14 protein-coding genes are annotated in these 12,361 nt (G+C 52.9%); 9 read left to right on the top strand and 5 right to left on the bottom strand.

Going from position 1 to position 12,361, the window contains the following annotated elements; genetic code table 11:
• Position 1 precedes the first annotated feature (1 nt).
• Both pnuC and ACEVG1_RS19555 read left to right on the top strand, forming a co-directional pair.
• Entirely contained in the window at positions 2 to 637 is a 636-nt protein-coding gene (pnuC, locus tag ACEVG1_RS19550; RefSeq protein ID WP_374745418.1) for a nicotinamide riboside transporter PnuC, read from the top strand.
• Positions 634 to 1,701, top strand: a complete 1,068-nt coding sequence (locus tag ACEVG1_RS19555; protein ID WP_374745419.1) for an acyl-CoA dehydrogenase — start codon at positions 634 to 636, stop codon at positions 1,699 to 1,701. The genes pnuC and ACEVG1_RS19555 overlap by 4 nt, the downstream gene beginning before the upstream one ends.
• Here the strand turns inward: ACEVG1_RS19555 and ACEVG1_RS19560 are convergent.
• Positions 1,667 to 2,137 (bottom strand): hypothetical protein, encoded by a 471-nt coding sequence (locus tag ACEVG1_RS19560; protein WP_374745420.1) that lies wholly within the window; start codon positions 2,135 to 2,137, stop codon positions 1,667 to 1,669. The two genes, ACEVG1_RS19555 and ACEVG1_RS19560, sit on opposite strands and share 35 nt — an antisense overlap.
• A gap of 109 nt (positions 2,138 to 2,246) precedes the next feature.
• On the opposite strand from ACEVG1_RS19560, the gene ispE reads away from it, so the two are divergent.
• The 6 genes from ispE (at position 2,247) to ACEVG1_RS19590 (ending at position 7,508) form a co-directional block, all read left to right on the top strand.
• Positions 2,247 to 3,050 (top strand): 4-(cytidine 5'-diphospho)-2-C-methyl-D-erythritol kinase, encoded by an 804-nt coding sequence (ispE, locus tag ACEVG1_RS19565; protein WP_374745421.1) that lies wholly within the window; start codon positions 2,247 to 2,249, stop codon positions 3,048 to 3,050.
• A gap of 8 nt (positions 3,051 to 3,058) precedes the next feature.
• Complete coding sequence (locus tag ACEVG1_RS19570) at positions 3,059 to 3,592, top strand: YdeI/OmpD-associated family protein (protein WP_374745422.1); 534 nt, start codon at positions 3,059 to 3,061, stop codon at positions 3,590 to 3,592.
• Positions 3,593 to 3,673: 81 nt separating this feature from the next.
• On the top strand, positions 3,674 to 4,027 hold the full coding sequence (locus ACEVG1_RS19575; protein WP_374745423.1) for a hypothetical protein: 354 nt from the start codon (positions 3,674 to 3,676) through the stop codon (positions 4,025 to 4,027).
• 74 nt (positions 4,028 to 4,101) lie between these two features.
• Entirely contained in the window at positions 4,102 to 6,513 is a 2,412-nt protein-coding gene (locus tag ACEVG1_RS19580) for a TonB-dependent receptor (RefSeq protein ID WP_374745424.1), read from the top strand.
• A 17-nt stretch (positions 6,514 to 6,530) separates the two neighbouring features.
• Positions 6,531 to 7,010 (top strand): DUF4625 domain-containing protein, encoded by a 480-nt coding sequence (locus ACEVG1_RS19585; RefSeq protein ID WP_374745425.1) that lies wholly within the window; start codon positions 6,531 to 6,533, stop codon positions 7,008 to 7,010.
• Between the two features lie 42 nt (positions 7,011 to 7,052).
• On the top strand, positions 7,053 to 7,508 hold the full coding sequence (locus tag ACEVG1_RS19590) for a DUF4625 domain-containing protein (RefSeq protein ID WP_374745426.1): 456 nt from the start codon (positions 7,053 to 7,055) through the stop codon (positions 7,506 to 7,508).
• A 60-nt stretch (positions 7,509 to 7,568) separates the two neighbouring features.
• On the opposite strand, the gene xerD is transcribed toward ACEVG1_RS19590, so the two are convergent.
• On the bottom strand, positions 7,569 to 8,462 hold the full coding sequence (xerD, locus tag ACEVG1_RS19595; protein WP_374745427.1) for a site-specific tyrosine recombinase XerD: 894 nt from the start codon (positions 8,460 to 8,462) through the stop codon (positions 7,569 to 7,571).
• Positions 8,463 to 8,531: 69 nt separating this feature from the next.
• Between xerD and ACEVG1_RS19600 the strand changes: the two genes are divergently transcribed.
• Positions 8,532 to 9,377, top strand: a complete 846-nt coding sequence (locus tag ACEVG1_RS19600) for a mechanosensitive ion channel family protein (protein WP_374745428.1) — start codon at positions 8,532 to 8,534, stop codon at positions 9,375 to 9,377.
• Here ACEVG1_RS19600 and ACEVG1_RS19605 read toward each other — a convergent pair.
• From ACEVG1_RS19605 to ACEVG1_RS19615, 3 genes are read right to left on the bottom strand one after another with little or no spacing between them, the layout of a single operon-like run.
• Positions 9,340 to 9,948, bottom strand: a complete 609-nt coding sequence (locus ACEVG1_RS19605) for a riboflavin synthase (protein ID WP_374745429.1) — start codon at positions 9,946 to 9,948, stop codon at positions 9,340 to 9,342. The genes ACEVG1_RS19600 and ACEVG1_RS19605 overlap by 38 nt on opposite strands.
• 46 nt (positions 9,949 to 9,994) lie before the next feature.
• A complete protein-coding gene (lnt, locus tag ACEVG1_RS19610; RefSeq protein ID WP_374745430.1) occupies positions 9,995 to 11,641 on the bottom strand; it encodes an apolipoprotein N-acyltransferase in 1,647 nt (548 codons plus the stop codon).
• Between the two features lie 2 nt (positions 11,642 to 11,643).
• The gene (locus ACEVG1_RS19615) at positions 11,644 to 12,201 is read right to left on the bottom strand and encodes a PH domain-containing protein (RefSeq protein WP_374745431.1); all 558 of its coding nucleotides are present in this window, start codon (positions 12,199 to 12,201) and stop codon (positions 11,644 to 11,646) included.
• Between the last annotated feature and the right edge of the window lie 160 nt (positions 12,202 to 12,361).

Genomic DNA, 12,361 nt, shown 5'->3' on the forward strand with positions numbered 1-12,361 from the left:
CGTGGCGGACGCGGCAAACTGGTTCCACGAATTGGCTGTGCAACTGAAGCAAACGCCCTTACTCCACTGGATCGGTGTAGGTTGTGGCGTTGTCCAGGTGCTGCTGGCCAAATCCAACAAGGTATTGCTTTATCCCTTTGGCATTGCCAGTATACTGGTTACCGTCTACGTATTGTATGAGGCAGGGCTGTACGCCGAAATATTGCTGAATGGCTATTACCTCGTAATGAGTATTTACGGGTGGGCGCATTGGGTGACGCGGCGCGACCAACCGCAGGTGGTGGCTGCCTATTCGAAACGGTACGATTGGTATGTGACCTTGCTGATCGTGGCAATCGGTTTTCCCGCACTGTATTTCGCGCTGCTCCATTTTACGGATTCCACCGTGCCTGCATGGGATGCCTGGGTGAGTGCCACGGCATGGGCAGGGATGTGGTTGCTGGCCCGGCGCAAAATCGAAAACTGGATATGGCTGAATATCAGCAATGCTTTTGCTATTCCGCTGCTGGCCTATAAAGATCTGCACCTGTATGCGCTCTTGACCCTGTTTCTTTTCGTCGTAGCTATTTTTGGTTATTTGGACTGGAAACGTATCATCCGCCGCCAACGGACCGCGGACGCTATTGTAGAAACATGAGCCGTACACAAAAGAAATACAACGAACAAATGGTGCCGGCTGCGTTGGTTGAGCAGCTTCGCCGCCTGGCCGGTCCCGCCGAGACCGAAGGTACACTAACGGCAGATCAACTGGCTATTATTTACAATCATCGATGGTTTAAACTGTTCGTTCCGGGCAATCTCGGTGGATTGGAATTGCCGCTGCCCGACGGGGTACGGTTGGAAGAGGAGCTCGCACAGATCGATGGGAGCCTGGGTTGGACCGTTACCCTGTGTGCTGGTGCCAACCTGTTTGTGGGTTATATGGACCGGTCAGTCGCCGGAACCGTCTTCACAGACCCCAGCGTCTGCTTGGGCGGCAGTGGACACGCGACAGGGAAAGCCGTTGTTGAGGGAGATGGGTACCGCGTGTCGGGCAGGTGGCGTTATGCAACCGGTGCACCCCACCTGACGCATTTCACCGCAAATTGTGTAATTGAACAAGATGGGAAGGAACTCTTGGACAACAATGGCAATCTGGTTATTCGGTCTTTTTTCTTTCCGAAAGCCGATGTGCGGGTAATTGACGACTGGAATGCACTGGGACTAAAGGCTACCGCCAGCCGTTCATTTGAAGTTAACCATTTACCGGTAGACCGATCGCAGACGTTTGTGATAAGCCCCCGGACGGCCACGTGGGACCATCCCATTTACCAATATCCGTTCCTGCAATTTGCCGAAGCTACGTTAGCGGCCAATACGTTGGGCATGGCGCGCCATTTTCTGGCGTGTACGGCAAACCTGGGAGCGCGCGGATTACAGCAGCTTGTTCGCGCCGCCGAATGGAAACTGAACGGCGCCCGCGAATCGTTCTATAGCGCACTTGATGCTTCTTGGGATGAATTGCTGCGTACGGGCGAACTGACTCCCCACACGCTGGCGGCCGTAAGTAAATGGAGCCGCACGATGGTCAGGGTATGCCGCAAGCAGGTAATGGCGATCTATCCGCATGTGGGGATGGCCGGTGCCGATGCCTCATCGGAGATGAACCGTGTGTGGCGCGATATCTTTACAGCGAGCCAGCATAGTCTCCTGCGTGTGTAACGACGCAATCCATCGGTTCATAAACTTCCGAAAAAGCACTGGTGTCCAAGGTGATCTGTCGCCCGGTCAATGTATCGACAGCGAGCGGTTTCCGCAGTAACTTCCCATCCTTTAATTTGAATACCACCCGAAGGGTGTCTTGGTTGCCTTCTTGGGAGAATGTCCACACCAAATCAAAAACATCATCTTCCGATTTTCCCAATACGGTACCCCTTCTAGCGTCTTTTTCGTGCGGTACAACGTTGTAAATGCCACTGACCGTTCCCTTCCGCGCCTCCAGTTGGATAAAGGATGAATCCTGCAGTTGGTTGCCTTCCAGTCGGAGGAAGCAGTATTTTTGCTCGTGGTTCGCGGAACGTTCCTCCTGTCGATTGCCACTTTGGCAAGCCGTCACTGAGAGCACGTAAGCAATAATTGCAAGTGTATGCGTATTCATAAGCTATGGATCTAATTAAAAAGGCAACAATGTATGACGGGTATTGTTCATACGGTTGTCGATTTCTTGTATATAACAAGCAACTTATCTAAGTTTGTACGCAAGACATATGGTCACGTTTCCCAACGCCAAGATAAATATCGGATTGCAGGTGCTCGGCCGCCGTGCAGATGGTTACCATAACCTGGAAACCGTCTTTTACCCCATCAAGCTGCATGACGTGCTGGAAGTGGTGGAAGCCGATGAAACCCGGTTCATGGGATCCGGACTCACCATTCCCGGTGACAGCGAAGATAACCTGTGCATAAACGCCTATCGGTTGCTCCAGCGTGATTACGACTTACCGCCTATCCATATCCATTTGCATAAGGTGATTCCCATCGGTGCCGGCTTAGGTGGAGGATCGGCAGATGCGGCGTTTTTGCTGAAGTTGGCCAATGCGCGGTTCCAACTCGGGCTTGACGAAACGCAACTGATGGGTTATGCCCGCCGGTTGGGTGCCGACTGTGCCTTTTTTATCCGCAATACCGCGGTATTGGCCAGTGGCATCGGTGATGTATTCGAGGATATAGACCTCGACCTGTCATCGTACCACATGGTATTGGTCAAACCCGATATCCATATTTCCACCGTGTCAGCGTACGGGATGGTAACGCCCAATCCGGCGGGCAGGCAGTTGGCAGCGGCCGTAAAAACGCCGGTGGCGACATGGCGCGATGCGATCGTGAACGATTTCGAAGCGGGTATATTTGCGAGGTACCCTGAGATTGCATCCATCAAGGAACTGTTGTATGAGCAGGGCGCCGTATTTGCAGCCATGAGCGGCAGCGGATCGAGTGTGTTCGGCCTGTTTGAGAAGGAAGTGTCATTGCATGGGCTCGCTCCCGAATATACGGTGTTTTATCTTGATTGATTTAGCCAATGACGAATAGGGTCACCTTCCAAGCTGAGATTCAGCGAGCCGAAACGATGGGCGCTGCCATGGCAGGGTGGGTATATGTGGAAGTTCCCTACGCGATTGCCAACCGAATCAAAGCCGACTACAAGCAGGTTTACCGCGTGCGCGGGCAGATCGATGGTCACATCTTCGCTGGCCTGGCGCTGATGCCCATGGGGGAGGGCAACTACTATCTAGCTATCAACAGCTCCATGCGCAAGGTACTACAAAAAGGGGTGGGCGACGTGCTGGCCATCTGTTTGGAGGAAGATACGGATTTTAAGATAACCATGCCTGAAGACCTGGAAATTTGCCTGTTGGACGATGAGGACGATTTAATGGCAAAATTTATGGCCCTCGCCAAGTCGCACAGGAATTATTTCATCAAATACGTCACTGACGCGAAAACCGAGCCCACCCGGGCCAAACGCATTGCGATGACCGTAGAGGCGATGGTTCTCGGCCTTGATTTCGGTGCGATGATCCGATTGGACAAAGCCCGTAGGCAAAACGAATAGCTGCCGCCGACTTGCCCTGTAAAAAAACTGAATAGATTTTTGGTGGTGTTGATTTATTAATGCAACTTTGCTGCAAGTTTTATGGGTCGTTACTTCCAAATATCTCGATGGTTGCTGTGTGTGGTTACACTGGGTGTAGTCGTTACGGTGGTCAGCATCCCGCTGATAGCCACTTTGCACACCCACATTCAGCACGTAGATGGTTGCGATGAGGGGCACGGCGGCGATGCCGGTACCGACGGTGCGTCTAACTGTGATTTCTGTGCACTATATGGCCAGTTTACGCCGCGGGAAGCATTGTCGGTGTCCATGTTTTCTTTCCGTACGCCCGTAACGCCGTTACGGGCAATAGTTGCCCAACCACGGTCAAAAGTGTTGTGTGAGGGCGTGGCGCACGGTTACACGACGAGAGGTCCCCCCTCCATTTTCGCCTAATTGAGTATTCCGGATCAACATGATGTCAATCCGGTATCCGGACATTTCCCTTTTTTTTATAGTTATTTCAATCAATGCGGTCTGTGCATTCGATAAAATTCGTCATCATTACCCTTATCGGTCTGTTGGCCATGGGGGGCGCCCACGGGCAAGGATTCCGGTTGGCGGGGCAGGTTACCGATGGGATCGGCAATCCCGTTGTTGATGCCCGCATTACCCTGCAGGAAATGGGTAAGATACGGTATGCAGACACGGCAGGTGCGTTTTCCTTTTCGGGACTGCCGCCGGATAATTACCGGCTTACCGTTTACAAGGTCGGCTATGCCGATCGGCACGCAACGGTTTCCTTGAGGGGCGATAGGGATGACGTTACCATCGTATTGGAAGGCAGGGTGCACCTGCTTGACGAAGTACTCGTGGTAGACAATCACGTGGAACGGAGAAAGCAGGAGGAGTCGCTCAACCTGGAAGTGGTTGGCAAGGATTTCGTTTACCGCCATCTCGGGGGTAGCTTGATGAAAACACTCGAAAGGCTGCCCGGTGTCCAAACCGTCGGTATCGGCTCGGGGCAATCCAAGCCGCTTATCCGTGGGTTGGGCTTCAACCGGGTAGTGGTGGTCGACCGGGGCATCAAGCACGAGGGCCAACAGTGGGGGAGCGACCACGGCCTCGAACTGGACCAGTTTGCCGTTGGCGAAGTGGAGCTTATTAAGGGAGCTGCATCGTTTATTTATGGATCAGACGCCATTGGCGGTGCGATCGACGTGAAACCCGAACCGCTGCCCGCTCCCCACACGCGGTCCGTATCGGTAGACTTGGTGGGGCGGAGTAACAACCGCAGCTACGGCACCTCTGTGCGTCTGGGCGGACGTGGTGAAAAGTGGTTTGCCGATGCGCGTGCTACCTACCTGCGTTATGGTGACTACCGGGTCCCTGCGGATACCGTTTATGTCTATGATTATGCAGTGTCCCTTCGTCGCCGGCAGCTGCGCAATACAGCAGGACGCGAAACGGACCTGCACCTCACTACCGGTTACCTGGGTGATCGTTTCAATTCGATCCTATACCTAAGTAACACGTTTCATAAAGCAGGTTTCTTCGCCAATGCGCATGGTCTTGAGCCGCGCCGCGTGGATATGGAGCTGCATGATCGATCGGCGCGGGATATCTTGTTGCCGAGCCAGCAAGTCAACCATTTCAAGATTATCAGCAGGAACGCGCTCCATTTGGGCAAACACCATATCGAAGCAGAGGTGGGGTTCCAACGCAATTTCCGTCAGGAACACAGCCCGTATGTGCGTCACGGTTACATGCCATCTCTCTTGCCCGATACCCTTGGAATCCCGGCCACGCTGGAACGGGAGTTTGACAAGCAGGTGTACTCACTGAATGTGAAGGATTACGTGGAACTCGGTAAGCACCAGCTGACGTTTGGCTTCAACGGGGAACACCAGCGTAACGGCATAAGCGGGTGGACTTTCCTTGTGCCGTCATTTGAGCAGTCAACGGCAGGTGTATTCGGGTACGATCGCTACCGGCTAAACGAACGGGTACTGTTACACGGCGCGGTGCGATTTGATCATGGCAACCTGCGTATGCACGAATATCGGGATTGGTTTCCCTCCGATGTGCCCGAGGGCGGACAGGTATATCTTGTCCGTGCGGCCGACCTGCACAGGCGTTTCAATAGTTTCGTTTGGTCCGCCGGACTCAATTACGAGCCGCTTGAGCACCTTTCGCTGAAAGCCAATATCGGCAAGAGCTTCCGGATGCCCATTGCCAAGGAGCTGTCGGCCAATGGTGTGAACTACCACTATTTCAGCTATGAGCGGGGCAATCCGTCACTTTCTGCGGAGCAGTCGTACCAGGCCGATGTGTCTGCCGAATGGCAAGCCAATGGCTGGCATATCCAGGTGAGCCCGTTTTACAACTACTTCCCCAACTACATTTACCTGAATCCTACGGCAGCATTCGACCGCTTCTATGGCGCGGGCAACCAGGTGTTCGAGTATGCGGAAAGCCGGGTGGTCAGGTATGGGGGAGAAGTGCAGGTGTCGCGTAAAATAGGCCGTTCGCTGACAGCGGAAGTATTGGGCGAATACCTGTATTCCCAGCAGTTATCGGGCGATAAGAAAGGATTTTCGCTGCCGTTTGCACCGCCGCCATCCCTGTTGATGAGCCTTTCGTGGTCGCCCGAACGACCAGGCAGTCCATTTGTTGCGATCGACTACCGGCGCGTAGCCAGGCAGGATCGGATTGTGCCTCCCGAAAAGAAGACCCCGGGCTATGGCATCGTGGCTATGCGGGCAGGGGTTGATGCGGTGTTGATGCGCATTCCGGTACAACTGAATGTTCAGGTGCAGAATCTGCTCGACACGAAGTATATGGAACATACCAGCTTTTACCGGTTAATAGAACTTCCGGAAATGGGCAGGAATATTGTCTTTTCCCTGCGGATTCCGGTGGTCAGTACACAAAACGATTAAATAATAACATGGAAATCATGGAAAAATTACAGATAAAGCGAATAATCATTGCCTTTGGAATCATTTCATTGGCGCTGGCATGCAGTAAAGATGCCGACACGGTCGATACCGAATACCCGGTCATCGATGGCAATTTCGCAGAAGCGTCCCCGCAACAGTGCGGCACCATTCAACGAGGGGAAACGTTTATTTTCAGGGCCAGATTCAGCGACAATGTGGCGCTGGGCGCCTTCAGCCTCGATATACACAACAATTTTAATCATCACAGTCACAGTACGGAGGTTGAAGCGTGTGACATGGAACCGGTGAAGACACCGGAGAACGATTTTGAATACATCAAAGATATCAATATTCCCGGTGCGCCGAAAACATACGAAGCCGAGGTTGAGATTGCCATCCCTGCCGATATCGATCCCGGAGATTATCATTTTATGATTAAGGTGACGGACGCAACAGGATGGCAGACCCTGCGTGGACTGAGCGTGAAGATCCAATAGGGGTGGGTCAACCGTATTTTTAAATTATTGAACAATATTATCATGAACAAGCAAAATAAACATTTCATTTATATCCTATTTGGTTTCATCTTTTTTGTGGTGGCAGCGTGCGATAAAGACGAAACTCCTGCGGTCGATAAGCCGCTGATCGAGTCGTTGGAAGTGGGGCACGACAATGACCGCACCGCCCACCCGGGGTCGGACCTCCACCTCGACGCACCTATTTTGGCCCCCGGCGGCATCGCCAGCATCACCTTGGAGATCCATCCCGAAAGTGGCGACGGCTGGACGTTTGAACAGGTGTTTACCGATGGTTACGAAGGGTTGAAAAATGCGGATTTCCATGAGCACATCGATGTGCCCGCCGACGCCGCGGAAGGCGAATATCACCTGCATTTGACGGTAACCGACCAAACCGGCCAAACCGCGGAGGCTGAATCGCACCTGCATATTGTAGCCGGTGAGGGTGATCATGACGATCACGACCATGATCATTAACAAAGAAGAACAGGGTTAGCGATAACCACGGCCGTCTCGCCCTAAGCGAGGCGGTTTTTTTTATGATCGGGGGTGGTATTGCGTGATGACCGAATGCAGGTAGTCACGATCAACATGGGTATATATTTCGGTGGTTGTAATGCTCTCATGGCCTAACATATCCTGTACCGCACGTAAGTCGGCACCGCCTTCTACCAGGTGGCTGGCAAACGAATGACGGAACGTATGGGGGCTGATTTTCTTTTTGAGACCGATTTTTGTTGCCAGGTCGCGGATGATGATGAATACCATTACCCGTGTGAGGGATGCCCCCCGGCGGTTGAGAAACACGAAATCCTCGTTCCCCAGCTTGATCTTCTGGTGCACCCTTACTTCAGTGAGGTAAATGCGGAGGAATTTGATAGCCTGGCTCCCGATGGGCACCAACCGCTCCTTGCTTCCCTTGCCTTCTACCTTGATAAATTCCACGTCGAGGAACAGGTTGGATATTTTGAGGCCAACCAGCTCGCTCACCCGTAGGCCACAGCCGTACAGCACCTCCAGCATGGTCTTGTTGCGCATGCCCTCGGGCGCAGATAGGTCTATCGCGTCAATGAGCTGTTCTATTTCCCGGATGTTCAGCACATCTGGTATTTTGCGGGCGAGGCGTGGGGCCTCGATCAATGCCGTGGGATTTTCGAGCAGCCCGTGTTCTAAGCTCATGAATAGGTAAAACGTTTTGATGCCCGAAAGGATGCGTGCCTGGCTCATCGGAGATAGCCCGAAGCCATTTATCCAACCCAAAAAATCCTGTATATGCTTGGGACTGATTTCCTTGGGTGCGATACCCTGCGGTTCGGCAAACCGCTGGAGTTTGATGAGATCGCTAAGGTATGCTTCTACGGTGTTGGCCGCCATTGCCCGTTCCAACTGGAGGTAGTTTTTGAAGTCGCCGATAGCGGATTTCCAATTCATTGTTGCGTACCCGCATAAAAAATATACGGGGTATGGGCAAATATACAATATTCATTAACTTTACAGCCTATGGAAAAGGTAGAGCTTGCACTGGACCGTATCATTGAAGCGGTTTTATCGCGTGTGCCCAGCCTTGTGTTGGGTATATTGATATTGCTGGCAGGAAGCTGGCTTATCCGGCTGATCTTGCGCATTATTCGCAAGCGGTTCGAGCGGCGTAGCGTCGATTTGTCCCTGCGTGATTTCGTCGCGAGTATTGTCAAGTTCATAATGTACACTATGCTCATCCTCAGCGTGGCGTCGATGGTGGGCATCCAGACCACGTCGTTCGTAGCGGTGCTTGGTGCCGCCAGTCTTTCCATCGGCTTGGCCCTGCAGGGCAGTTTGTCCAATTTTGCTGGCGGTGTCCTGATCCTGCTGTTCCGGCCTTTCCGCGTTGGCGATTATGTAAGCAGCGGTTCCGGTGCGTCAGGAACGGTAGAAAAAATAGACATCCTCTATACCACGATGCGCACTGCCGAAGGGATTGCCGTGTTTGCACCAAATGGGCCGCTGGCCAACTCGGTCATTACGAACTACTCCAGCATAACCAAACGGCGGATAGAATATAATATCGGCATCGCTTATGAATCGAATATCAAGGAGGCGCGCGATGTGATTCTCAAGGTATTGGCGGAAGATCACCGCGTACTGAACACCCCGAAACCCGAAGTGCGCGTTGCGGAGTTGGCCGATAGCGCCGTCAACCTGGTTATTAGGGCCTGGGCACCGAAAGACCAGTTTTGGGAAGCCTACTACGATAATTTTGAGCGTATCAAACTTGCGCTCGATGCCAATAATATCACCATACCCTATCCGCAGCAGGAAATGCGTATCGTCAATGCCCCCGGCTCGGGTGGGATTGGTGCTCCATGATGCGGGCCACGTATTTGCCGATGATGTCGAACTCGAGATTTACCGTATCGCCGGCGCCTACTTGGTGGAGGTTGGTATGTTCGAAGGTGTAGGGGATGATGGCCACGGAAAACCTGTCGGCCTGCGAATCCACGACCGTGAGGCTGATGCCATTGACCGTGATGGATCCCTTCTCTACGGTGATGTTGCCCTGTGCCCGATCGTATTGGAAGGTAAATAGCCAGCTGCCTTCCTGATCGGCTACCGATACGCATCGCGCCGTTTGGTCCACATGCCCCTGCACGATATGGCCATCCAAGCGGTCGCCTACTTTGGTGCAACGCTCAAGGTTAACGAGATTCCCCACCTGCAACGTACCCAAATTGCTTTTCTGGAGTGTTTCGGCAATGGCCGTGACCGTATGCTCACCGGGCGATAGCGCTACGACGGTAAGGCAAACGCCGTTGTGCGAAATGCTTTGGTCGATTTTCAGCTCGTCCGAAAGGGTAGAGGCAACGGTGATATGGAGGTTGCCCGCCTCCCGTTGGAGATGGGTTACGCTGCCAAGGGTTTCGATGATGCCAGTAAACATGTTTCTAATCGTTTTAGTCGTAAGTTTTTAGTCGTAAGTCGCCAGTCTATTGTTGTCTGTCGTCCGTTGTCTCTTGTCTAAATTTCCGTTTCGCCAAACCGAGCAAAAGGAGTAGGGTGAATCCGGCGCTGCCGGCCATTCCAGCGTAGGCGAGGTAGTCGCCCGCTGATACATAAAAAGTGATTTCTTCGTTGAGGTTGATGTCTTGTTTCAAGGCGGTGGGTACCCACCATGCGGTCTGTTGCACCACATCACCACGTTGGTTAATGAAGCCGGAGATGCCTGTGTTGGCCGATCGCGCCACCCAACGCCGCGTTTCGATGGCGCGTAGTTTGGCGTAGGCCAGGTGCTGGTCTTTGCCAGCAGTATCGCCCCACCAGCCGTCGTTGGTAATGATGGCGATGAACTGCGCGCCGTCCCGCACATAGGCTGCCACGTAATTTCCCCAAATGGATTCATAGCAAATAACGGGTGCAGCACCGATACCGCTCTGCGAATAAAAAACCGATGGTTTATCCTGGCTGCCATAGCCACCCGTGGTGCCGCCGAATCCGGCGAACAATGGTTTGAGGAATCCGAGTGCACCGGCAAACGGGAATTGTTCGGCACCCGCCACCAGCTTGGATTTGTGGTAGAACTGGAGTTTGGCTGAATTTTCTATCAGCACGGCTGAGTTGAAGGCATCGTAATAGAGGCCGTCATATTCGCGGGCGGTAGGTGTCCGCTGGTCGTTATATATCCGGTATCCCTCTATTCCCGAGAGGACATTCCCGTTTTTATAACGCTGTAGGAATTGCTGGATGCGGAGGAAGGCGGGATGCTCGTAAAAGCGGTCTTCATCAAACCCTCCCTGCCGGGCAATGGCCGTTTCCGGCCAGATGAAAAACTCGGTGTTCGGCTGGGCTACCGAATCCGATAGCCGGATGAGGTTGTCGATTTGCATTTCGGGCGTAATGAAGCTGAACTTGCCATAGGGATCTACGTTCGGTTGCACTACCACCACGTCTGAAGGGTTTAGGTGTTCCTCGTAGGTGGAATAGCGGTAGAGCGACCATGCAGCAGGTGCCGCAAGGAGGAGTATGAGCCCGCCCAGCAGCTTATAGCGGAGTGCTGGCCGGAAGCCGTCCCTAGCCGATAGGATCAGGAGGAATAGCAGGATGTTGCTCGTCCAAATCCACATAGTACCGCCGTATACCCCCGTATATTCATACCACTGCACCAGTTGGTGCGTGCCGGCAAACCCATTGCCGAGGGTCATCCACGGAAAGGCGAGGTCCCAGCTTTGGTGCAGGTATTCGTAGGCCATCCAGAAGGAAACCAATCCGGCTAACGACCACCCGATGGCATAGCGTTTACGCAATTGGTAGTACAGGCGAAAAGCGAAGGCCATCAGTAAAGCAGCGAGCCCGAAGGGAATCAGCGACACGAATGCCGCCGCATACACGGGCATCACGGCATTCATGGCATTGAAAACCCAATAAATGGAGGCCGTGTTCCATAGGAGGGTGGTAAGTCCGCTGAGTAAGAATACTTTTGCACCTTTGCGGCGGTAATCGCCGCGCATGATGGTTTCCAGCGCCAAGAGGAGCGGCACGAAGGCCACCCAAAGCAGGGGAGACGTATAGGAGAATGGTGGCCAAGCCAACCACAGCAAGAACGCACTCAACAAGGCCAATAAGTAGTTTTTCTTCACGGTTATAGTTGGGATAACAGTTCGTTTTTCTTGTTTTCGTATTCGGCCTCGGTAATCAATTCGCGCTCAAACAAGGCTTTCAGTTTTTTGAGTTTTGCGGTGAGTTCGTCCTGGGGTTCGGCCGCATCTGGTTGGGCCACCGTATCCGCGTCATCGGCGCTGTTGTTGGTTGGCTGCGCACCCAGTGCTTCCATACCCGCTTGGTACAGCTTGCGGGCCTGGCTTTTGGGGATGTAGGCCATAGCGAGACTTTCACCGCCGTGTTTGGTGAAAGTCACTTGGCTTCCAAGGATACCTTCCTTGAAGGAGAGGTTTTCGATGGCTTGCCAAGGCACGATGTCAAAATCGGTCGCCAAACCTAGTTTCGTTGATTTGCAGATGAATAACCGCTTGTTGGTGAGTGCGATGCTGTTGGGGAATAACGTGACTGCTGGCTTTTTCTGCACGGCGATATACGTAATCTCCTCACCCGTAACCGCTAGCATATCCTGCAACTTCAGGAGTAGCTTTTCCACCGCTAGGGGGTCCTGACCGTCGTTGATGTATGGGTCGATGCGCATCGTTATTTTGGCACTAATATAGGAAAGATTTGTTTAAGTGCTTAAATTACCAAAATGGCAGGGAAATCGCTTTTAAAAATACACGGCGAGCAGGCTGCTTCGGAAATCGTCATCCAGGGCAGCGCGTTGCCTCTTTTTAGGCTTACTTAACTTTGATTCG

Origin of the sequence: Parapedobacter sp. 2B3, assembly GCF_041925275.1 — a bacterium.
Taxonomy (GTDB): domain Bacteria; phylum Bacteroidota; class Bacteroidia; order Sphingobacteriales; family Sphingobacteriaceae; genus Parapedobacter; species Parapedobacter pyrenivorans_A.

What these genes read in the sequence shown, in the direction of transcription:
- xerD (WP_374745427.1), bottom strand. Translation starts at nt 8,462, where the DNA reads ATGAATTGGAAATCCGCTATCGGCGACTTCAAAAACTACCTCCAGTTG.
- ACEVG1_RS19555 (WP_374745419.1), top strand. Translation starts at nt 634, where the DNA reads ATGAGCCGTACACAAAAGAAATACAACGAACAAATGGTGCCGGCTGCG.
- ACEVG1_RS19590 (WP_374745426.1), top strand. Translation starts at nt 7,053, where the DNA reads ATGAACAAGCAAAATAAACATTTCATTTATATCCTATTTGGTTTCATC.
- ACEVG1_RS19575 (WP_374745423.1), top strand. Translation starts at nt 3,674, where the DNA reads ATGGGTCGTTACTTCCAAATATCTCGATGGTTGCTGTGTGTGGTTACA.
- ACEVG1_RS19605 (WP_374745429.1), bottom strand. Translation starts at nt 9,948, where the DNA reads ATGTTTACTGGCATCATCGAAACCCTTGGCAGCGTAACCCATCTCCAA.
- ispE (WP_374745421.1), top strand. Translation starts at nt 2,247, where the DNA reads ATGGTCACGTTTCCCAACGCCAAGATAAATATCGGATTGCAGGTGCTC.
- ACEVG1_RS19580 (WP_374745424.1), top strand. Translation starts at nt 4,102, where the DNA reads ATGCGGTCTGTGCATTCGATAAAATTCGTCATCATTACCCTTATCGGT.
- ACEVG1_RS19560 (WP_374745420.1), bottom strand. Translation starts at nt 2,137, where the DNA reads ATGAATACGCATACACTTGCAATTATTGCTTACGTGCTCTCAGTGACG.
- ACEVG1_RS19585 (WP_374745425.1), top strand. Translation starts at nt 6,531, where the DNA reads ATGGAAAAATTACAGATAAAGCGAATAATCATTGCCTTTGGAATCATT.
- ACEVG1_RS19570 (WP_374745422.1), top strand. Translation starts at nt 3,059, where the DNA reads ATGACGAATAGGGTCACCTTCCAAGCTGAGATTCAGCGAGCCGAAACG.
- ACEVG1_RS19615 (WP_374745431.1), bottom strand. Translation starts at nt 12,201, where the DNA reads ATGCGCATCGACCCATACATCAACGACGGTCAGGACCCCCTAGCGGTG.
- ACEVG1_RS19600 (WP_374745428.1), top strand. Translation starts at nt 8,532, where the DNA reads ATGGAAAAGGTAGAGCTTGCACTGGACCGTATCATTGAAGCGGTTTTA.